Raw genomic sequence first — 19,776 nt, 5'->3', positions numbered from 1 at the left:
ACGGGGTCGTTTGCCGACACTCGGCACGGCGGGCGCAAACCCTTGGGACGTTCGTGATCATTCCTTAGCGTTCAATCCAGCAGCATTACCGGCGGGACCCCGAGATCTATTCTCAGGCACCTGACCTCGTTGCCGTGCCGGCCAGCAAGCCCGAGCACGGCGACGTGCGGTCTGCGGCCTGGACTTCGGGCACCTAGCTGCGCTCGGCTCAGTCAGGCTGAACAATCGCTCAAGCTACCGACCGGGCGCTGCCTCGGACGCTGCCTGCGCGCCCGGCCCGGCCCGGCGCTGCGGCGCGTCGACCGTCGGCGAGGCCGCCGCCGCAGCGACGACAGAACGGGTCGAGGATGGAAACCCTTGGGCGGCGAGGTGGGCGGCGCGAGCGTCGGAGCGACTCCCGCTGGCGACGTGATCCTCGGCGGCGCCACCAGTGTCCCGCCACTCACCTTCGAGAGTGACCGAGGTGCGCTCCGGGGCCGGCTGTGAGTCTGCCTCCCCCTGATGTCCCGCCGTATGGTCGACGTCGGCGGCGTAGTCATCGACGACCCGGAACGCGTACGCGGCGGGGGTGTGGGCTCGGTCGACGAAGCCCGGCACCTGCCGCAGCAGATCACGGACGTCATGCCCGGCCTGCTCCAACTGGTCCAGCTTGTACGCCAAGGCTGGCCACGCCGGGGAGCCGATGACACGTTCAGCCCGCTCCGGTGACCACACCGCCCTGACGTGGATCGCCATCTCCTCTTGGCGCTGCCGCGCGGTGCGCCGCCGCCCACCGTCCTCCGGATCCGCCCGACCGTCAGCCGGATCCGGCCGAGACTCTGGTGCGTCGTTGACGGCGGCACGGTCCAGTTGGTCGGACAGCCACGCCACGTTCTCCGGCCGCCCACCCGCTTCCGGGTCGACGCGCACACCGCGATCGGCCAACCGTTCGGCGATGATCTGCTGAGCCTCGCCGAGCAGCCTGAGCGCACCGGCCGGTCGGTGGTGGCGCGTACCGCGTTGGAGGCCATCGCCCTGGCCGAACGCGGCGACGGTGCGCCGCTGGCGGTGGCCGCGTGCGGGCCGGCCTTGACCGGGCCGCAGGTCGCGGCACTCACCGCCCAGGCGGATCCGGCGGCCGGCATCGCCGTGGTCGTCGACGAGGACGGCAGCGCCGACGGGCGCAGGTCCGCCGGTCAGCACCCGTTCCTGTTGGGACGAGGTGGTGATCGAGCGGGCCACGGTCTCGGCTCGGTCGGGGTCGCCGGCGGCGGCCACCGCGGCCTGCCGTGTCCAACCTGCCGGAACCCGACAGCCGTATCAGGCGGCCCTCACCGCCAGTCCTCGCCACACTGATTTCGGCACACAGCGAGCACGAGGGAGGGCCGCGATGACGGACAAGAGCGCGGAGGAAGCGGTGGAGGTCCTGTACGGCAACGCCCTGCGGGAGCTCCAGGAGGACGACGAGCCCGGCGACGAGCCGCTGGCCGAGGCTGACAAGGAGCGGGTCCGGGCCTTCATCCGGGCCGGATACAAGCCTGGCATGAGCGCGGAGCAGGCCGCCGCGCTGCAGGAGGCCGCGGTGCACGACCTGCTGCAGGCGCTCGAGTTCGGGTCCCGGAACCCGCTCGCCTCTCTGCTGGCCGAGGTCCGTGCCCTCGGCGAGGTCGTCGACCAGGTCAAGCGGGCCCGCGCCACGGCGGCACACGGGTCCTGAGGCAACAGGAGGAATCATGGGATCGATCACGTCCGCGGAGCAGGCCGACGAGCGCTTCGTCGAGGGCCTGGAGGCCGTGGCCCGGCTGCGCGTGGCCATCGGGCCGCTGGTCAAGGCGAAGCCGCAGGGCCGGGAGGTGGAGCAGCTGCTCGAGGAGTCCGCCGAGGTCCTCAAGGCCCTGCAGGCCGACCTCGACAAGATTAAGGCCGGGATGCCGGGCGAGTACGACACGGCCGAGTTCGAGGCGCTCATCACCGAGATCATCAAGGTGCGCGACGCCATCTACTCCATCCCGCTGTACCACTTCAAGGAGGACCTGAAGCTGAAGCTCGGCACCGGCTGGCAGCCCGCGCCGAAGGAAGGGTTCAGCTGGTTCCGCGGAGCCACGCTCGATGAGACCCTCAGCGTGCTGCAGGCCGAAAAGTTCGACTCGAGCCGGACCTACCACGGCGCCTACTTCGGCGTGGGTACGTACTTTGCGCGCACCTACAAGGGCACCGACGGCTACAACAAGGGGTGCGTATTCGGGCTCAACCTCGCCCCCAAAAAGGTCCTGCGGATCGCCGAACCCGGCCCGTGGCAGCTGCACGCGCCCCGCTTCGGCGGCGCGTTCCAGGCCCGCAATGAGGTCAACGGCGTGCAGCTGGACATCGACCTGACCCCGGATCAGCTGTGGAAGATGAAGAACGCGCCCAACGCCGCCTCCAAGGTCGCCGAGATCGCCCGTGAACGGGGCTACGACGCCGTCGAGGTCCTGGCATCGCGGGAGGGCCCGCTGCTCGTCATGCTCGAGGACCAGGAGGTGGGCATGGCCAACGTGGTGTTCATCGACCTTTCATAGCGCCGGCCGCGGTTGGACTGCGGCCTGACCGGTGGGCAGAAACCCAAACTGACCCCGCGGCAGGCCCGTATCGCCCAGCAGATGTACGACGAGACCGGCCCCGACGGGCGGCGCCTGCACACGTGGCGCAGATCGCCGCCGAGTTCGGCGTCACCCGCCCCACGATCTACCGGCAACCCAAGCACTGGGCCGACACGGAGCGGCGGCAACCGCGCCGATCCCCCGCGATCGGCGCACCCGACCAGATGTGCATCCATCTTTCAAATGAAGAGGTGTGACCACTGGGGGGACTGACCGTGCTGCGCTCGGCTCGGTCAGGCTGGGCAGTCGCTCAAACTACCGGCCGGCCGCCGCGTCGGGCGCTGCCTGCGCGCCCGGCCCGGACGGGCGCTGCGGCGCGTCGACCGCCGGTGAGGCCGCCGCCGCGGCGACGGCGGACCGGGTCGAGGATGGAAACCCTTGGGCTGCGAGGTGGGCTGCGCGAGCGTCGGCGCCGCCCTCGCTGGCAGCGTGATCCTCCGCAGCGCCACCAGTGTCCCGCCACTCACCTTCGAGGGTGACCGAGCCGCGCTCCGGGGCCGGCGGTGAGCCTGCCTCCCCCTGATGTCCCGCCGTCTGGTCGACGTCGGCGGCGTAGTCGTCGACGACCCGGAACGCGTACGCGGCGGGGGTGTGGGCTCGGTCGACGAAGCCCGGCACCTGCCGCAGCAGATCACGGACGTCATGCCCGGCCTGCTCCAACTGGTCCAGCTTGTACGCCAAGGCTGGCCACGCCGGGGAGCCGATGACACGCTCGGCCCGCTCCGGTGACCACACCGCCCTGACGTGGATCGCCATCTCCTCTTGGCGCTGCCGCGCGGTGCGCCGCCGCCCACCGTCCTCCGGATCCGCCCGACCGTCAGCCGGATCCGGCCGAGACTCTGGTGCGTCGTTGACGGCGGCACGGTCCAGTTGGTCGGACAGCCACGCCACGTTCTCCGGCCGCCCACCCGCTTCCGGGTCGACGCGCACACCGCGATCGGCCAACCGTTCGGCGATGATCTGCTGAGCGCGGCGGGCACGTGGGTCGACCACCGCCCACCCGGAACTGGCCCGCCAGGCGCGGGCGATGTCGTCGGGTGATGCCTGCCGCCACCACGCCGGGCGCGTCGCCGGCCGCCACACGGCCGCATCGGCCTGCTGGGCCGCACGGGCCTGCGCGCGGATCTGCCGGGCCTGTTCCTCGCTCACCCGGGCGGCCCGTTGCAGCTGAGCGATGCGCGCGTCGATGAGCACCTGCGCCAGTTGACCGGCGGCCTGGATCGCCGCCGTCACCGCCGAGGTCGCCCGCTGATGGAACTCGGCTATCTCGTTGTCGGCCACGATCTCTCCCGTCTGTTCACCGCTGAGCCTCCCGCTCCACCACCGGGTCCACACGCACCCGCGCCGGCGTCGCCGGCTCCGCTCGACCGGTTTCCGACGCCGGCTGGCCCTGCTCGATCTGCGGGACGCCGCCCCGCAGCAGCGGCATCAGATGGGCTGCGGCAGCCGCCGCCGCACCCGCCGCATGTGCCTGTTGCTCGGCCGCGCGCAACTCGGCCAACGCCACGACCAGCCGGGCCGCCTGGACCACCACAGCGAGCAGGACGGCCGCTTCCCCACCGTCGCGGGCGTGTCCGGCGACCAGCAGCGCGTCAGCGACGCGGCCCAACTCGGCGGCCACCGTCGACGCCGGCGACGCCGGCGCTCGCCGCGGTGGTGCCGCCGCGCGGGCCAGGCTATTCGCCGCCCGGGTCACCGGTCCCTGCCCCGAAGGCTCGGCCGCCGCCGCGACTCGCGCGAGCAGCTCCGCGCTGGCCCTGGCCACCGTCGGCCACTGTGGTGAGCCCGGCGCGACGCTGGCCAGCCGGGTGCTGATCGCCTCCAACGCGAGCGCGGACGACCGCCACACCGCCATCCGGTCCTCGCCCCGCAGCCGCGATTCCGCAGAATCCGCCGCCTTCCACCGACCCGCCGAGGGCCGCTCCGTGTCGGTCCACCGCTTGCGAATCTGGGTCAAACTCAGATCGCCGTCCAGGCTGCGGCCGGCGTACCAGCGTGGCTCACCGGCCCCCGAGGGTCGCAGCGCGACGGCGTAGCCGACCACCCGATCGCGGTCCTTTGCCGCAGTGCGGGCAGCGACCAGCAGCCCGGCGCCCTTCATCCGGGCCACCCACTCGGCTTCGCTGTCCGCACCGGCGAGAGCTGCCCGGACCTGTCGGCGCAGCAGCTCCCGGTCCGGTGCCTGCTCGCCGCGCCGGGCCCGGTCGACCTCGGGGCGGGTCAGCTCGGGACGGCGGGTCGCGCCGGCGCGGCCGGGCGTCCACTTGCCCAGTCCGAACTCGTCCTCAATGAGGTCGGCGACCTGTTGACTGCGCCGCTTGTCCTGACGCAGCCACACCGGTGCCCCGTCCTCGGTGGCCAGGGTGACGACCAGGTGCACGTGGTCGTTGCCCTTGGCCGACAGGCCGTGGCGCACCGCGACCCACCGGCACCCGGCCCGCTCCGCGTCGCCGGTGAAACCCATCTCGGCCACGAACCGGCCGGCGATACGGCCCCACGTATCGTCGTCGAGCTGCCCCTCCTGGGCCGGCAGGCTCAGCGAGCACTGCCACACGTACTGCTTCACCCCGCGCTCGCCGGCGGCGATCTGCGGCGCGTCCAGCCGTGCCGCCAACTGCTCCAGCGACCACCCGCCGTCGTGTTCGCGCTGCTGCGGAGCGAGCAGCACCACGTCGTCATACCCGGCGACCAGGTGCGGGTTGACGTGTTCCTCGGCCTTCCCGGGACCCCACAGGTACTCCAGCAGCCCGCGCACCCGAGCGCCGTAGGTGACCTTCGGGATCATCAGCGCCGGCCCGTCTGCGCGGCGGCGATCGCGGCCACCAGCTCGTCGACGCGCGCCGCGACCCGGGTCAGGTACGCCGCCGTCGCGGCCAGGTCCCCGGCCGGCTCGCCAGTGGAATGCAGCCGGGCCACGGCCTGGTTCAGGTTGTGCGCCGCGCCCCGGACCTGCCGGTGCGCGCCCATCAGCTCGACCAGCAGCGGCCCCACCTCGACCCCGTCCGGGTCGGCCGGGGCAGATACGAGCGGCGCCGATCCGGCCTCCGCCAGATACGCCGAGGTGACCATCCGGGCCGCCGCCGCGTTCGCCTCGACCGCCGCCAGCTCCGCCTCAGACAGCCGCACCGTCACCCGGTGCACGCGCGGATCATCGTCGTTGTGGGCACGCCGCCGGCGCTCGCTGGCACCGAAGCGGACCACACCGACCTGTGGTGAATCAGCCACGTCGACCACCCTCCCGACGGGAGCCACCCGCCGCGTTCCGGTCGGCCGCCGCGCGGCCCGTCTGACGAAAAGTCAGACTTTTACTCCAACTCGCTCCGACGAAGAAGGGTGGTCGCGTGTGCGCGGCCTGTGTCGTTGGACGAGTCGAGCGCACCTGACGGCGCGCACCAGGAACCCACCCCGTGGGGGCCAGAGACGATAGCCGGACGACGCCCAGCATCAAGGGCGCGATGCGTCGCTGCGCGATGGGCCTGCGGCCCACCCTTGACCCTGGTCGACGTCCTCGGCTGGCACTGATGGCGCCCCCACCGGCCGGCCGGAAGGGTGGAAAAGCGGTACCGCACGCATCGATCTTGGCGGCTAAGCTCGGCGTCCACAGCCACCAGAGCACAGTCATCCGGGGGAGGACTCCATGGCCGAACTGAGCGCCAAGGCCGTTCGCGGCGAGACCGAGAAGGCGGCACTGCAACTGCTGCGCGAGCGCGCCAACCTGGTCGGTGAAGCCGCCACTGCACGGCATGAACGCGATCAGCTCGTCGGGGCGCTGCGCGAGGCCAACGCTCGCTACGCCGAGCGGTACTCGGCCGCCCTGCAGGGTGGTTGGACGGGAGATGAGCTGGTCAAGCTCGGGCTGGACGCGCCAGAGTCCGTCCCGTCGCGGCGTCGCCGGGCACCGCAACCGGTGACGCCTCCCACGGTCGGCGAGCAGGCCACGGTGGTCGATGAGGTTGCCCAGTCGTAGTAGGGACGTTCCCGCTGGTACGTCGACGGCCTCCTTCGCTGCTGCGGGGGAGGCCGTCGTGCTGATCCTGCTCACGCGGCCGGCCCCAGCGCAGCGCCCTGGGCGAGCATGAACGGCACCGGGTCGACGGCGTTATTGCGGTTGGCGTGGAACGGTCCTGGTGGAACGTCGAGGTGCACCTCGAAGTGCAGGTGCGGCCCGGAGCTGCCGCCGCTGTTGCCCACGAACCCGATGACCATTCCAGCGGTGACCTGCTGCCCGATCGCCACCTCAGGTCGCTGGATCATGTGGCAGTAGCGGGTGACGATGTTGCCCGGGTGACGGATGTCGACGTACCAGCCGCACCCCCGCGCCCTGGTGTGGCCGTCGCGGTCGCCGGCCGACCGCGACGATGGTGGCCGCGTTCGTCGTCGCGGTGCTGTCCCACGTTCCCGCTCCCGGCACCGGCGATGACCCCGGCAGCGATGGCACCTCACACGCGGCGGCTTCCGCGTCCGCCTGGCCGAACATCAGCAGCGGCAACCCGATCGTGGCGCCGCACAGCACCATCACCACCGCCAGCACCCCGATGCCCAACGCGACCGGCTTGCGGTCCATCAGCTCACCGCTCGAATGAAGTCGTTGCCAGTGACCCTCCATTGACCGTCGACGCCGGCGAGCGTGACCGTCAACGTGCCCGCATCGGTTGCCACCTCGTACACCGCCGCGCCACCGGACGGCCCTTGCGTGGCCACCGGTCGGCCCGTCACCCGGGTCGCCGGTACCCGCGCCGGGTCCACACTTCGCAGCGCGTGAGCGAAGCCGTCGTCGCACATCGGGGTCACACCCCGCCACCACGCATCCGCTGGCAGATCGGGGCGCGCCCACGCCGCGGCGAACGCCACCACGACCGGTGCTGCCTGCGCCGCCGGCGGTGGCTTTACCGGGACCGAATCGTGGTCGTGGTCGTCCGTCCCTGGCCGCTCCCCCGCCGCTGACGGTGCGGTGTCGGCGGCTCCGGCCGTCGGGTAGACGGGACCGGTGGGCTGTGGTGCTGCTGTTCCCGGCTCATCGGCCTGGAGTGGCAGCCGCTCTCCTACGCCGCTGCGACCTTCGACCGCTGCTGACCGCACGGAGGGCGGCCGGGCCCGCGCTCGGCCGTCCTCCGCACCGGGGTCAGCCGGTCAACGCCGCCAGGGCCCCGTCCACGTCGGCCTCTGTGGAATAGAGGTGGAACGAGGCACGGACCCGCCCGGCGCGCACCGCCGCCCGGATGCCGGCCGCCTCGAGGCGCTGCTCCGCGTCGGGCACGTCGACGCTGACGATGGCGCTGTCCCCCGGCGGCCGGCCCAGCCCGGTCAGGAACCGGTTGGCCAGCGCCACGTTGTGCTCCCGGATCGCCGGCACACCGATCTCGGCGACCAGCTCCAGGGCGGGCGCCGCACCGACCCAGCTGAACCAGGCCGGCGAGATGTCGAACCGGCGGGCGTCGTCGGCCAGCCGCAGCGGCGGACCGTAGTAGGAGGCGTGCGGGTCGCGGCCCGCATACCAGCCGGCCGCGTCCGGGCGCAGCCGCTCGCGTAGCGCCGGGGCCAGATAGGCGTACGCGGTGCCGCGCGGATTCATCAGCCACTTGTAGCCGCCCACCGCCACCACGTCGGCCCGACTCCCGTCGAACGGCAGCCAGCCGCACGCCTGGGTCGCGTCCACCACCACCAACGCGTCGTGCGCGCGGGCCGCCGCGACAATTTCGTCGTACGCGGCGACAGCACCGTCGGCCGACTGGACCAGACTGAACGCGACCAGGTCGGTGTCGGCGTCGATCGCGTCGGCCAGCCCGTCCACCGGCACCGTGCGGACCGTGACCCCGCGGCCCTCCTGGACCAGCCACGGGAACAGGTTCGAGGTGAACTCGACGTCCGGCACCACCACCGTGGCACCGGACGGCAGCGCCGCCGCGACCGGCGCGAGGATCTGGGACACGGCGGCACCGACCGCCACGTCGCTGTCCGGCACGTTGATCAGACCCGCGAGCGCGGTACGGGAGCGCTGCACCGACTCGCCCCACCCCTCCCACGACGTGCTGCCGACCCGCCACGCGGCGAGAGCGTCCTGCAACGCCGTCCACGCCGGCTCGGGCGGCAACCCGTAGGAGGCGGTGTTCAGCCAGCCGGGTTCCGGCTGCCACAGCTTCTGTGCCTGCTCGATCTCCATGTGCTCGACGCTAGGCGGCACGGCCGCGAACGGGCACGGCCAATCGGCAACCGGCGGCCTGGGTGAACCGGGTCACGGATGCCCACGGCGGCCAGCCGAGTCGCCCTGAGCCGGCGGGTGGATCCGGGCGAGGGTGTCGGCGAGACCGGCGAGCCACCGGTCGACCTCCACCAGGTGCCGGACGGACCGGGGGTCGGCCTCGCCGCGGGCCGGACGGATCCGGTCCAGTTCGACGGCACAGCCGGTCGGGAGGGGCGTGGGACCAGCCGGCCGGCCGTGCGCGACCTCGTCGGCGAGGGCCGCGTACGCCGATCGCAGGTGCCCGGCGGAGCCCCGCAGCAGGACCGCCGCCGCCGGCCAGCCGGCCAGGCAGCCGGGCGGGTTGCGCCGCAGCAGCGACTCGGCGCCGGGCACCACATGGTGCCCGGCGCTCAGGATCGCGGACCAGTTCACCTGCTGACGGTGCGGGTCGTGCCGCTCGAAGTGGTACTGGCAGTACGACGAGTCGATCAGGATCATCCGGCGTCGTACCCGGTCGAGGGCGCGGTCCGGAGACGGAGCATCACCGAGCATCGCCTCGACGGTCTGCTCGACCGCGTCCGCGTTGGCGGCCAGGTAGCGGGTGGCGTTGTGCCGCAGGTCGTGGGCCGCGCCACGCGGCCACATCGCCACGCCGACGAGAACACCGATCACCGCGCCGAGCAGCACGTCGACGAGACGGACCTCGGCGAGCCGCCACCCCTCCGGACTGAGCTGGGCGAAGACGACCGTCAGCAGCAGGGTGAACAGCGCCTGCTGCCACACCGGACCGAGCAGCCGGCCGACGCCGAAGGCCAGCATCAGTGTGACCGGAAGGACGACGGCGTACACGACGGGCCGGTCGACGACGACCATCAGCCCGCCGCTGACAGCGGCACCGGCGATCGTGCCCAGCACGGCCGGCCGCAGGGCGGTGCGGGTGTCCGAGGCCGAGGTACGCAGGACCGTGAGGGTGGCCAGCAGCACCCAGAAGCCGTGGGTCAGGTGCAACACCCCGGCGGCGACCCGGGCGAGGGCGAGCGCCACCGCCAGCCGGATCGAACTGTGCAGGTGGGCCGAGCGGGGTGCCAGGTGGGAGCGGAACTGCCACCAGTACAGCGTCCACGGGCTGTGTCGCGCGTACTCGAAGAGCCCCGAGGTCGCGTCCTCGCCGTGCAGCGGCGCCCCGGTGGCCACCCGGGCGCCGACGGCGAAGACCCGCACCTGGTCGGCGAGGGCCAGCGCCGTCGCGTCCCGGCACAACCGGGGTACGTCCGACGTGTCGCGGCCGTCGCCCTCCCCCACGGGGTACGCCGCCTCGGCTCGCCAGACCGCGGTGTCCAAGCCGTCGATGAGCACTGCCGGGGCACCTGGAGAGAGGCTGCGACCCGCGGCGCGGGTCGTGTCCGCGCACGAGCGCAGCAGACCTGCCGCCGCCGGGTCCCCGGCCGGCTCCGGCGGGGCGTCCGTCACCAGCCGGTCCGCCTCGACGAGCACCTCCCGCAGGGCGGCCGCGCAGATCCGCAGCGCCCGGTCCTGAACGCCCGCCGCGGTGGGGGCCCACTCCGGTGGGTTGCGGCCCAACTCGATGGCGGCCACCACGTCGTACGCCCGCTCGCGCCGCGCGTCCCGATCACCCGAACCGGCGTGCGGGTGGGTCAACCCGTCGGCGGCGGCGTCCAGGAGCGCCGCGACGCCGTCCGCCGCCTGGGTGAGACGCTGCCGGTAGGAGACCGGCACCGGATCGGGCCAGAGAACAACCTCGGCGGCGGCGAGCAGCACGATCGCGAACGTGACCCCGCCGAGTCGCTGCGGCAGGGTGCCCGGCTGGTACGGCGGGAAGGACGCCAGGATGTAGAAGAGCTGGAACGCGCTCGCCAACCCCACCAGGCGCGGGTTGCCAACCCCGGCGAACGCCACGACGAACCCGATGACCAGCATCCCGCCAGCGGCCGCCCACGTGCTCCACGCCAACAGCGATCCCGCGACGATCAGCGCCCAGACCCCCGGCAGCGACAGGACGAGAATCCGCGCCCGTTGCGGCGCGGGACCGGGCAGTTGCGCGAACGACCCGGCCGCGATCGTGCCAAACAGGCCGTACGTGGCGAGCATCGGACTGCCCGCGCCGTACCGGCAGCCGTAGAAGACGACGGACGCGACGATCGTCAGTCGCGCCGCGCGCCGCAGGATGGCGTCCCCCGGGTCACGGCTGCGGAGCCGGCCGAGGAGGCTGGTTGCCAGCACGCCTGCTCCCCCGGCTCGTCGCGGCACCCCTCCCCGGTCCACCATTCTGCTCCGGGGCGTCCCGGCACCGGCGGGTTTCGCGACGAAATCAGCGCCGAGAACCCCGGAACAGGCCGAGCCCAGCTGATCGGCAGCGACCGCCGCTGTCAATCTGCCCACTTCTTCGAGCGGTGCAACTTTCCGGGTGGGCGGGTCCGTCCTACCTCCGTCATGAGGAGGCAGTGGACTTGATAGCCGAAGACGAGCAAGCATTCCGCGAGTTCGTGACGTCAGAAATGGCGTCACTGCGCAAGCTGGCGTACGTGACCTGCGGTGACTGGCACGCGGCGGAGGACGCCGTGGCCAACGCTCTGGTCAAGCTCTACCCCCGCTGGCGGAAGCTGGACCGCCCCGATCTCTACGTCAAGACCATGGTCTACCGGGCCGCGGTCGACGAGACCCGTCGGCCGTGGCGACGCGAGCGGTCGGCCGGTGACGCCATGCCGGACATCGCGCTGCGCGACCCCGCCGGTGCGACCGACGAGCGGATGCGCCTGCGGGCGGCGCTTGACGCGGTGCCACCCCGGCAGCGAGCCGCAGTTGTGCTCCGGCACTACCTGGATCTGAGCCTGGAGGACACCGCCAGCGTCCTGAACTGCACGGTGGGCACGGCCAAGAGTCAGGTCTCCCGTGGCCTGGCGAAGCTGCGCGAGTCACTCGGCGGCGACCGTACCGATCTCATTGAACCGTCGAAAAAGGAGTGGACCCATGCGGTTGCATGATCTCGTGGACACGGTAACGGGCGATGAGCCGCCGATGTCCCGCACCATCGACGACATCATCACGGCAGGGCGGCGGGCTGAGCGCCGCCGTCGGGCCGGATTCGCGTCAGCTGGCGCGGCGGGCCTCGTCGTGGCCGTGGTCGCCGGTGCGTTCGCGGTACCGACCCTGGGTGCCGAGCAGAGCTCCCCGGCCGCGCCGGTCGTGGCCGGCGCGGCGGCGTCCAAGCCGGCCGGGGCCGAGTGGCCCGACGCCGCGCCGTTCACCTTCACCTTCACCGGGTACGACGCCGGCACGCTGCATGTGCAGGACCCGGTCGTCGCGTCCACCGCGTACCAGATCGCCGCCGTCTACTCCGACGGCCACACCTCGAACGACAAGCCCATGACCCGCCAGGAGGTGGAGGAGCAGGGCGACGAGTTCTTGCGGAACAGGGAAAACGGGAAGCCGGCCCTCTGGGCATACCTGACCGTCTACCGGCCCGGCGCCTTCGACCCCACCAAGATCAAGGACGGCACGAACGTCACCGTGGCCGGGCGCAGGGCCGTGCAGGCGACGCTGCCGGTCGGCCTTGACCCGCAGCGCCCGGTGGATGGCGGCAACAAGCTCTTCGCCTGGGAGTACGCCGACAACGCCTGGGCGGCTGTCACGTCGTACTCCGGCGACAAGGCCACGCCGAGCTTCGAGGAGCTGGGCGGCCTGGTCGAAGGCCTGAAGCCCAGCAGGCCGACGCCGGCCCTGGTGCCCTTCACGGTGGGCTACCTGCCGGACGGTTACGTGCCGTTGCAGATCGGCACCCACACCACGGCGGGCCTCGGCGGCATCGCCACGGCCCGCGCCGGCGACTATGGCGGCGCGACGTACACCAAGTCCGCCATGCCCACCACTGGACTGACCGCACCGTACGAGGCGGCCGAGGGTGCCATCACAGACGGGTTCCGCATCTCCGTCATCCTGAGCACCAGCGCGAACCAGTCGCCGGAGCCCAGCGCCACGCGGTGCTACCAGCCGCCCGGCGCTCGCGCCCGGGACCAAGGTCTCGGGGTCGGCGCTTTCTGCAACATCTGGAGCGCCGACGGAAAGGCCGTCCTCCAGGTCAGTGCCACCGGCCTTGACAACGAGCTGCCGCAGGCCGAGGTGGAGAAGATCGCCAAGGGGATCACGGTCGCCGACGTCACCGACGAGTCGACCTGGACTCCGGCCGCGACCGCCCTGCGGCCATGACGGCCAGCACCGGCAGCCACCACCCGACGCCACCGCGGACACCTCAATCCCGCTGAACTTCGAACAGCCGGCTTCATTGAGGTAGACGCGGGTGGCGAGGTAAGCGTCTAGGCATCTGGTCGACCAGGGTGGGCTACGCCACCCGGCGCTCGGCCGTCAACCCAGGTCGTCGCCATCTGTCCTAGCACCGCGAGGGCCTTTGCCACCACGGCGAGGTCCTCGCGCTGTTGTTGGGCTGCCACGAAGGCGACCAGCTCCAGCGTGAGGCTCACGTAACGCGAGCTCCTACAACCGGGACGCAGAGGGGGCCATGCGATCACTCCTCGAACGGTCGGGGAACCACAACATCCACGACGGTAACCATCTCCGGGCCCACCGTCAGCCCTCAGGGATCACGACAACCAGCTATGAATGTCGGATGAGTGCGAGCACGACGACCACCCGGACCCCACGCGTTCCGGTCCACCCGGTGCCCGGGCCGATCGCACGGTGGGGCCTGGTGTGTCTGGCGGCGGCGCTGACCGCCTGCACGCCCGCAGGTGACTCGCGGCAACCCAGCGCGCCGCCGCCCAACGGCGCGACGACATCAACGACCCCGAGCGGTGGCGAGCCGCCCTGCACCCCGTCGGTCACGGAGATATCGGCACCACCGGTGGGCTACCGGCTGGTTGGAGAGGACGTGGCGGTGCCCAGCGCGGCCGTGCTGTCCGCCGAGGAGTCCGGCGAGGCCGACCCGGCGGCGCGGCTCTTCGCCAAGTGGGGGCTGGTCGTCCGCGCGGACCGGGTCGTGGACCTCCGGATCGCACCGGGATGGGAGGGCAGGGCCCGGGTCGGATGGGGCGCCGCCACCACGCCAGCCGCGACCGCCACCGTGCACGCCTGCGCACCAGAAGGTGGGCAGGCTCGGTGGCTGGCGTTCGTCGGCGGCACCTGGGTCGCGCGGGCGGGCTGCGTACCCGTCATCGTGACCTCGAACGGCCAGGACCACCGCGTCGACCTCGGCATCGGCGTGGCCTGCGCCACGACCACACCGTAGAGCCGGAAGCGCCGCGACGGACGGCGACACGCGTCGATCTTCGGACAACCACCGTGGGCGGCACCATCTACAGTGAATGATCTGTCGAGAGGCCAACGCCATGCTGAATGCCGAGGACCTTCCCCCGTTTCAGCGCGCCGTGTCCCACGAGTCGCAGCGCGGCCAACGAGTGTTCACGACCCTGATCGCACTGCGGTTGTCCCTGCTCCTGCTGGCCGCCGTCGCGGGCGTCGCCACCTGGAAACTCGACGACTTCGCCCTGGGCCCGGCATTGGCGGCGGGCGCCTTCGCCGCCACCTCGATCGTCGAGGTCTTCCTGCTCACCAATCGTCCCAACGAGCGGTGGTACGTCGGCAGGGCCCTCTCCGAATCCGTCAAGTCGCTCACCTGGCGATTCGTGACAGCGGCAGAACCATTTCCCCGGTCGCGGAGCGACTCGGACAGCACCGAGGAATTCACCGGCCGGCTGCTGGGCCTCACCAGGGACATGTCGGCGGCCGGGCTGGCCGCGCCCGCGATGACCGGGCAACAGATCACCGAGGGGATGCGGGCTCTCCGCTCATCCTCCCTTGAGGACCGCCGTGCCGCGTACCTGACCGGCCGCCTGGAGAGCCAGCGGGCCTGGTACGCCGAGCGGTCGTTGTCGAACCGCGCCCGGGCGACACGCTGGTCGGTCAGCATGCTCGTCCTGGAGATCGTGGGGGTGACCCTGGCCGTGTCGAGGGCTGCCGGCCTGACCGACGTCGACCTGCTCGGCGTGGCCGCCGCGGCGGTCGCGGCCGGCGCGGCATGGACGCAGACCCGGCAACATGGTGCGGTGGCAACGGCCTACGCCCTGGCGAGTCAGGAGCTTGCCGCCATGGGGTCGCTCGCCACCCGGATCAGGTCGGAAGCCGACCTGTCGCAGTTCGTGAACGACACGGAGACGGCGATTTCCAGGGAACACACGATGTGGCGAGCACGCCGGCGCTGACTGGATTGAAGGCCGGGCCACCCGATCGGCAGTGCTGCCGTCGCCACGTCAACACATCGACAGGAAACGAGGCAGCCAGTGCTCACCGTAGGCTCGGCGGACACGATCTCGGTGCCGAAGAGTGAACGATTCGGGTATTGGCACGACCTGGTGGCACGCGAGTCGGTCCCGATGCGGATCCACAGTGCCCACGCGGCAGACTTCCGCGCCCGCGCCGACGTCATCAGCCTGGGCGAGGTCGTGTTGTCGTCCTGGCAGTACCCATCCCTGGACATGCAGCGGACCAGCACGTTCATCCGCCGCGGAGACCCGGAGATGTACGAGTTCGCGTTGCCGCTGTCCGGGTACGGCGGGTTGGAACAGGAGCGGCGGACGAACCGCTTCGCGCCGGGGCACTTCGCCGTCGTCGACACGTCGCGACCGCATCAGTCGTCCCACCAGGGGCAGTCGCAGCACGAGGACCTGTTGACCACCCTGACGATCCTCGTGCCGCACGATCTCATACCGCTGCATCCCAACAAGGTCGCGCAGCTTCTCGGCACGACCATCTCCGCCGCCGAGGGGATGGGCGTGCTGCTCAACCACTTCGTACGCCAGGTGTTGACCCACCCCGAGCAGTACCAGGAGAGCGACGTTCCGCTCCTGGGCACTGTCGCCCGGGACCTGATCTCCGCGATGCTGGCCCAGCGCCTGGACCTCACGGAGGCCCTACCGACCGAGGTACGCGGACACAGCCTGCGCGTACGCGTCAAGGCGTTCATCGACGAGCACCTCGGCGACCCGGACCTCTCCCCGGGCACTGTCGCGGCCGCGCACCACGTCTCGCTCCGCAGCCTGCATCGAGCGTTCGAGGCCGAGGACCAGACCGTCGCCGAGATCATCCGGACGAGGCGCCTGGACCGGTGCGCGCGCGACCTGCGCGACCCCCTGCAACGTGGGCGGCCCATTCTCAGCATCTCCGCCCGCTGGGGCTTTCCCTCCCAGGCCCACTTCAGCAGGGTTTTCACCGCTGCCTTCGGCATGTCTCCCCGAGCCTTCCGCAGCGATCCCTCGGCATCTCGTCGGCGTCGTTGACGAGACCAGTCAGTCGGTTCGGGTGCGCAGGCTGCGCGCCAGGATGGGGATCATCACCGCCGCGGGCACCAGGTGCAGCCCGAGGAGAGCGGCGATGGTGGCGGTGTTCGCCCCGGAGATGAGGGGCGGGACCAACGAGACCGCGGTCAGCGACAGCGCCGCCCACACGAATCGCCTGGCGGGCTGAGCGCTCCACCGGCGAAAAGCGGCGGCGATGACGATGCCCACGACCGAGAAGAAGCCGGTCACCACGGCGAAGCCGGACAACGGGATCGTCTCGCCACCATCGGGGATCTCGAAGTCGACGCCGGCGCCCTGGGCGAGCGCGGCCGCGAGGGTCGTGGCCACCACCGCTGCGAGCGCGGCGACGAGGCCGGTGCCGACGAGCCCGCGGAACCGGTGGGTGTGGGTGGTCCGGGCCGGTGCCGGGCCTACGACGACTCCGGTGTCATTCGTGCTGCTCATGTCGTTCCTCCATCGGTAACTGGGATATGGGGTGCCTGGGCGCGACGATGCGCACTCTCGCCGTACGACGGCCGGGGTTGCGCAGGGCGCGGGCGCCGGTGCCGCGCAGCCAGAACCCGGCGTCGCGGCCGAGGACCGGCCCGGGTTCGCCGTCGCGCAACTCCAGCTGCACCCGCCCGTGGGTGACGACGCCGAACGCGTCGCGCCACTGCGCCGGGTCCACGACGACACGCTCACCGCCGCGCAGCGTGAGCGTCCACATCGGGACTACTCCGTGCCGTCCGCCGGCAGTCGCTCCGGCAGCCCGAGCCGCGGAAACTGGTCGTCGTGGAACGTGACGATCTCGGTGATCGCTCCACCGGTGACGCGCAGGACGTCGAGCGTCAGCGGGAGGTACGCGCCTTCCTGCTCCCGCCACAGGTAGAAGGCGACCGCCGGCTGCCGGTTCACCGAGGTGGGGATGCCCCGCAGCCCCTTCATGCCGACGAATCCGTCCTGGACCCAGTCGTTCACCACCGCGTCACGGCCGACGTGCAGGCCCGGGGTGGGCGGCATCGAGCAGCGGACGTCGTCCCGCAGCATGCCAGCGAGCACGTCGATGTCGGTGGCCACGCTGGCGTCGGTAAAGCGGCGCACCAGCTCGCGTGTCCCGGCGTCCTCTTCACCGCCGGTCCAGTCCTGCCGCTCGGCGGGCAGGTGCTCCCGCATGCCGGCGCGAGCCCGCTGCAACGCGCTGTTCACCGAGTTGACGGAGTCCCCGAGCAGATCCGCGACCTCCTTCGCCGGCCAACCGAGCACATCCCGCAGGATCAGCACCGCCCGCGGACGCGGCGCGAGATGCTGCACCGCGACCAGGTACGCCAGCTCGATCGTCTCCCGCGCGACGGCGACGGCCTCCGGCTCGTCTGCGTCGCCAGCGGGCAGCTCGTCGAGCAGCCGATCCGGGTAGGGCTGCAACCACAGCACCTCGCCGCCGGTCGCCGGCTCCGGGCGACGCTTGGCGAGCAGGTCCAGGCAGGCGTTGGTGGCGATCCGGTACAACCAGGCCCGGAACGTCGACCGCCCCTCGAAGGTCTCCCGTCGCCGCCAGGCACGAAGGAACGTCTCCTGCACGGCGTCCTCGGCGTCCTCGAACGACCCGAGCATCCGGTAGCAGTGCACGTGCAGCTCCCGCCGGTGCCGCTGCGCCAGCCCCGAGAACGCCGGCTCGTCGACCTCACCCAGATTGCTCACGCCCAGCTCCTTCAGCCGCGTGTCCGCACTCATCGCGTCATCCTTCCGCCTCGCCATGTCCTGTCGTAGGTATGACGGGCGCGGACGCCGGAACTCATCACCCGGGTCCGTCGGTATGGCGAACAGGTCCTGCCGGAGAAACCTCGCCTGACTCGGCCACGACCTTCGCCAAGCTGTCATCGGGTCAGGCCGACCAGGATTGCCAATCGCGCCACGCCGGCCGGCGCCGGGTCACGACTCATCACGGCCTTGATCAGGGTACGAGCCACCGGCAGTGACCGGACCTCTGCCGGCTCGGTCCGCTCGGCGTCAACGAGGGCACGACCCGCCCGCAGCAGATCACCAACTTGCAGGTACGCCCGCGCGACGTGCACCAGGTGCGCGGCACGCTGCTCGGCCGACAGCCGACCCCACGCGCTCCGCGCGATGACCTTCTTGTGCCAGGTGATCGCCAACCCCGTTGGCCTTCGTCCGGGCACCCGGGAGGGTCTATTCACTCGGCTCCGCCCGGACGGAGGTCTCCGGGGTGGCGCCAGCCCTGCAGGGGGCCAGGCTTTGCAAGGCGTACCGACCAGATGCCATCCCAGTACCCAGCATCCTCGCCCCGGTTGCGACCGCCACTTATAGTGGCTTGGTGTTCCCCACTCTGCAGTTCACCGACTTTCACAAGTTTCTTGTGAGTGCCGGAGGTCTCACCGTTGGGGTCGGCTTCGCTTTTCCTGTGCTGCTCCTACGTAATCAGGCCATCTTAGGAACCACTCAGGCCCAGCTTCAGGCGCTTCCGCCTGAGTCCCGCTCCGCCGTGCAGCTTCAGCAAGAGCAGATGACGCTCCTCTTACACTCTTGGCCCTACATTTCAGGCTTTCTTGTCCTGGCCGGCCTGAGCTTGATTGGCTGGGGCGCAGTAGCGTGGAAAAGGCAACAGAATCGCACCGACAACCGCGAGATTGCCGAGCTCGCCAAGCTAGAGGCTGACCGCGAAAAGACATATCAAGAGACGTTGCTTCTACTGCGGGAGCACCAAGGAAGCCCAGAGGAAGTCCAAGAGCAGCGCGAAGAGGAGGTCGCCGAGGCCCTAAGCTCCGATGAGGACGTACAGTTGAAGGACGCTGGCACTACGACTAAAACCTCCCCCGCTGAACCAGCAGACCCACGAGAAAGCGCTAACGGAACTCATTCACCGCCCACTAAGGGCTATCAGCCCGGGGAAAACCTTCATCAGCTAGCACAAGCCGGGGTAGAGCTAGCCGCAGAAGCTTTCCACGCCGCGTACGACTGGGCGGTGGACATCGTTCCGGATGTACGTTTCGGCAATTCCCTCGTGGACTTCGTCGTTACGTCAAGGGTCCGAAGCCTTCCGGATCTGGCTGTTGATATAAAGTATCTAGGTACCGGCAATAGGAACACGCGAAGCCGCGTTCGGGATGCCGTAGTCTGGGCGCTCCGAGTTAAGAATCTGGGTTTGAAGGAATTCCAGACAAACGTGGTTCCAGTCGTCATTATGCTCCCCGGCTACCCGGCCCACAACCAGAAAGCACTATTCGACGCTCCTGACGCTGAACGTTCCGTCAACCGCGCGTTCGATATCGCCTCGCAGGAGCTATTAGCTGCAGGTCTGGATGACCTCGACTTGCCTCTCATTATTGCTCTTGCGCCAACAGGGCAGATCGTGCCAGGCGCATTACGAAACGTGGAATGGCACACAACGCGTCCGAAGGTGATTGTCCTAGAGTGAGCGCCCGTAAAGTCGAGCGGCGCTTACGCAGACTTTTGGGCAACCCTCCGTCGGGATGAGCCGATGCATGCGCGCCCCCCGCTACAGCACCGGGGCTAGAACCGCCGGCGCTTGAGCCGGCGTAGAGGGGCAGAGGGGCTCGAGCGGCGCCCCTGCGCGCCGGCTTATGGGCTCGTTGAATGGCATGTGCCACGCCTCTCTCGCCGAGGCGACCCATTGGAAGGCGCAGAGGAGGTT

The 19,776-nt window shown here is 70.9% G+C and carries 21 protein-coding genes and 1 pseudogene; 10 read left to right on the top strand and 12 right to left on the bottom strand.

All coding sequences use genetic code 11. The features are described 5' to 3' along the window. Positions 1-234: 234 nt before the first annotated feature. Positions 235-1,257: a hypothetical protein gene (locus tag AC3CF1_RS30725; RefSeq protein ID WP_354980598.1), complete on the bottom strand. Its 1,023-nt coding sequence runs from the start codon at positions 1,255-1,257 to the stop codon at positions 235-237. Between the two features lie 112 nt (positions 1,258-1,369). Here AC3CF1_RS30725 and AC3CF1_RS30720 point away from each other — a divergent pair, with 112 nt between their 5' ends. The 3 genes from AC3CF1_RS30720 (at position 1,370) to AC3CF1_RS30710 (ending at position 2,815) form a co-directional block, all read left to right on the top strand. Beyond that, a complete protein-coding gene (locus tag AC3CF1_RS30720; protein WP_354980597.1) occupies positions 1,370-1,696 on the top strand; it encodes a hypothetical protein in 327 nt (108 codons plus the stop codon). Positions 1,697-1,712: 16 nt separating this feature from the next. Further along, the gene (locus AC3CF1_RS30715; protein ID WP_354980596.1) at positions 1,713-2,537 is read left to right on the top strand and encodes a hypothetical protein; all 825 of its coding nucleotides are present in this window, start codon (positions 1,713-1,715) and stop codon (positions 2,535-2,537) included. A gap of 122 nt (positions 2,538-2,659) precedes the next feature. After that, the gene (locus AC3CF1_RS30710) at positions 2,660-2,815 is read left to right on the top strand and encodes a hypothetical protein (RefSeq protein ID WP_354980595.1); all 156 of its coding nucleotides are present in this window, start codon (positions 2,660-2,662) and stop codon (positions 2,813-2,815) included. A gap of 58 nt (positions 2,816-2,873) precedes the next feature. Here the strand turns inward: AC3CF1_RS30710 and AC3CF1_RS30705 are convergent, their stop codons facing one another. The 3 genes from AC3CF1_RS30705 to AC3CF1_RS30695 are packed head-to-tail and all read right to left on the bottom strand — an operon-like array spanning position 2,874 to position 5,843. Next, positions 2,874-3,899, bottom strand: coding sequence for a hypothetical protein (locus tag AC3CF1_RS30705; protein ID WP_354980594.1), 1,026 nt, complete (start codon positions 3,897-3,899; stop codon positions 2,874-2,876). A 16-nt stretch (positions 3,900-3,915) separates the two neighbouring features. Next, positions 3,916-5,403, bottom strand: a complete 1,488-nt coding sequence (locus AC3CF1_RS30700) for a relaxase/mobilization nuclease domain-containing protein (RefSeq protein ID WP_354980593.1) — start codon at positions 5,401-5,403, stop codon at positions 3,916-3,918. Continuing rightward, positions 5,403-5,843, bottom strand: coding sequence for a plasmid mobilization protein (locus tag AC3CF1_RS30695; protein WP_354980592.1), 441 nt, complete (start codon positions 5,841-5,843; stop codon positions 5,403-5,405). Before AC3CF1_RS30695 ends, AC3CF1_RS30700 begins: the two co-directional genes overlap by 1 nt. Before the next feature lie 412 nt (positions 5,844-6,255). On the opposite strand from AC3CF1_RS30695, the gene AC3CF1_RS30690 reads away from it, so the two are divergent. Then, positions 6,256-6,585, top strand: coding sequence for a hypothetical protein (locus AC3CF1_RS30690; RefSeq protein ID WP_354980591.1), 330 nt, complete (start codon positions 6,256-6,258; stop codon positions 6,583-6,585). Positions 6,586-6,656: 71 nt separating this feature from the next. On the opposite strand, the pseudogene AC3CF1_RS30685 reads toward AC3CF1_RS30690, so the two are convergent. The 4 genes and pseudogenes from AC3CF1_RS30685 to AC3CF1_RS30670 all read right to left on the bottom strand — a co-directional run. Further along, positions 6,657-6,959 (bottom strand): annotated as a pseudogene (locus AC3CF1_RS30685) (M23 family metallopeptidase); the annotation flags it as partial. Continuing rightward, positions 6,856-7,182, bottom strand: a complete 327-nt coding sequence (locus tag AC3CF1_RS30680) for a hypothetical protein (RefSeq protein WP_354980632.1) — start codon at positions 7,180-7,182, stop codon at positions 6,856-6,858. The pseudogene AC3CF1_RS30685 and the gene AC3CF1_RS30680, both read right to left, overlap by 104 nt. A 558-nt stretch (positions 7,183-7,740) precedes the next feature. After that, on the bottom strand, positions 7,741-8,778 hold the full coding sequence (locus AC3CF1_RS30675) for an aminotransferase class V-fold PLP-dependent enzyme (protein WP_488451834.1): 1,038 nt from the start codon (positions 8,776-8,778) through the stop codon (positions 7,741-7,743). Between the two features lie 72 nt (positions 8,779-8,850). Beyond that, positions 8,851-11,040 (bottom strand): FUSC family protein, encoded by a 2,190-nt coding sequence (locus AC3CF1_RS30670; protein ID WP_488451833.1) that lies wholly within the window; start codon positions 11,038-11,040, stop codon positions 8,851-8,853. 227 nt (positions 11,041-11,267) lie between these two features. On the opposite strand from AC3CF1_RS30670, the gene AC3CF1_RS30665 reads away from it, so the two are divergent. The 5 genes from AC3CF1_RS30665 to AC3CF1_RS30645 all read left to right on the top strand — a co-directional run bounded on the left by AC3CF1_RS30665 (position 11,268) and on the right by AC3CF1_RS30645 (position 16,106). Further along, positions 11,268-11,801, top strand: a complete 534-nt coding sequence (locus tag AC3CF1_RS30665; protein ID WP_088951621.1) for a SigE family RNA polymerase sigma factor — start codon at positions 11,268-11,270, stop codon at positions 11,799-11,801. Further along, entirely contained in the window at positions 11,788-13,023 is a 1,236-nt protein-coding gene (locus tag AC3CF1_RS30660) for a hypothetical protein (protein WP_488451832.1), read from the top strand. The genes AC3CF1_RS30665 and AC3CF1_RS30660 overlap by 14 nt, the downstream gene beginning before the upstream one ends. Positions 13,024-13,441: 418 nt before the next feature. Then, a complete protein-coding gene (locus tag AC3CF1_RS30655; RefSeq protein ID WP_488451831.1) occupies positions 13,442-14,059 on the top strand; it encodes a hypothetical protein in 618 nt (205 codons plus the stop codon). A gap of 76 nt (positions 14,060-14,135) precedes the next feature. Continuing rightward, entirely contained in the window at positions 14,136-15,032 is an 897-nt protein-coding gene (locus AC3CF1_RS30650) for a DUF4231 domain-containing protein (protein WP_354980586.1), read from the top strand. 78 nt (positions 15,033-15,110) lie between these two features. Continuing rightward, positions 15,111-16,106 (top strand): AraC-like ligand-binding domain-containing protein, encoded by a 996-nt coding sequence (locus AC3CF1_RS30645; protein WP_488451830.1) that lies wholly within the window; start codon positions 15,111-15,113, stop codon positions 16,104-16,106. Positions 16,107-16,115: 9 nt separating this feature from the next. Here the strand turns inward: AC3CF1_RS30645 and AC3CF1_RS30640 are convergent, their stop codons facing one another. The 4 genes from AC3CF1_RS30640 to AC3CF1_RS30625 form a co-directional block, all read right to left on the bottom strand. Next, the gene (locus tag AC3CF1_RS30640; protein ID WP_488451829.1) at positions 16,116-16,571 is read right to left on the bottom strand and encodes a DUF6069 family protein; all 456 of its coding nucleotides are present in this window, start codon (positions 16,569-16,571) and stop codon (positions 16,116-16,118) included. Beyond that, positions 16,555-16,833 (bottom strand): hypothetical protein, encoded by a 279-nt coding sequence (locus AC3CF1_RS30635; protein ID WP_488451828.1) that lies wholly within the window; start codon positions 16,831-16,833, stop codon positions 16,555-16,557. The genes AC3CF1_RS30640 and AC3CF1_RS30635 overlap by 17 nt, the downstream gene beginning before the upstream one ends. 5 nt (positions 16,834-16,838) lie before the next feature. Further along, positions 16,839-17,837, bottom strand: a complete 999-nt coding sequence (locus AC3CF1_RS30630; protein WP_088947386.1) for an RNA polymerase subunit sigma-70 — start codon at positions 17,835-17,837, stop codon at positions 16,839-16,841. 143 nt (positions 17,838-17,980) lie between these two features. Beyond that, complete coding sequence (locus AC3CF1_RS30625) at positions 17,981-18,283, bottom strand: hypothetical protein (protein WP_488451827.1); 303 nt, start codon at positions 18,281-18,283, stop codon at positions 17,981-17,983. A gap of 155 nt (positions 18,284-18,438) precedes the next feature. On the opposite strand from AC3CF1_RS30625, the gene AC3CF1_RS30620 reads away from it, so the two are divergent. After that, complete coding sequence (locus AC3CF1_RS30620; protein ID WP_488451826.1) at positions 18,439-19,539, top strand: hypothetical protein; 1,101 nt, start codon at positions 18,439-18,441, stop codon at positions 19,537-19,539. Positions 19,540-19,776 lie beyond the last annotated feature (237 nt).

The sequence above is a fragment of the Micromonospora sp. MGP-C2 genome, from assembly GCF_057766525.1.
This window is presented reverse-complemented; position numbering and strand designations above follow the sequence as displayed.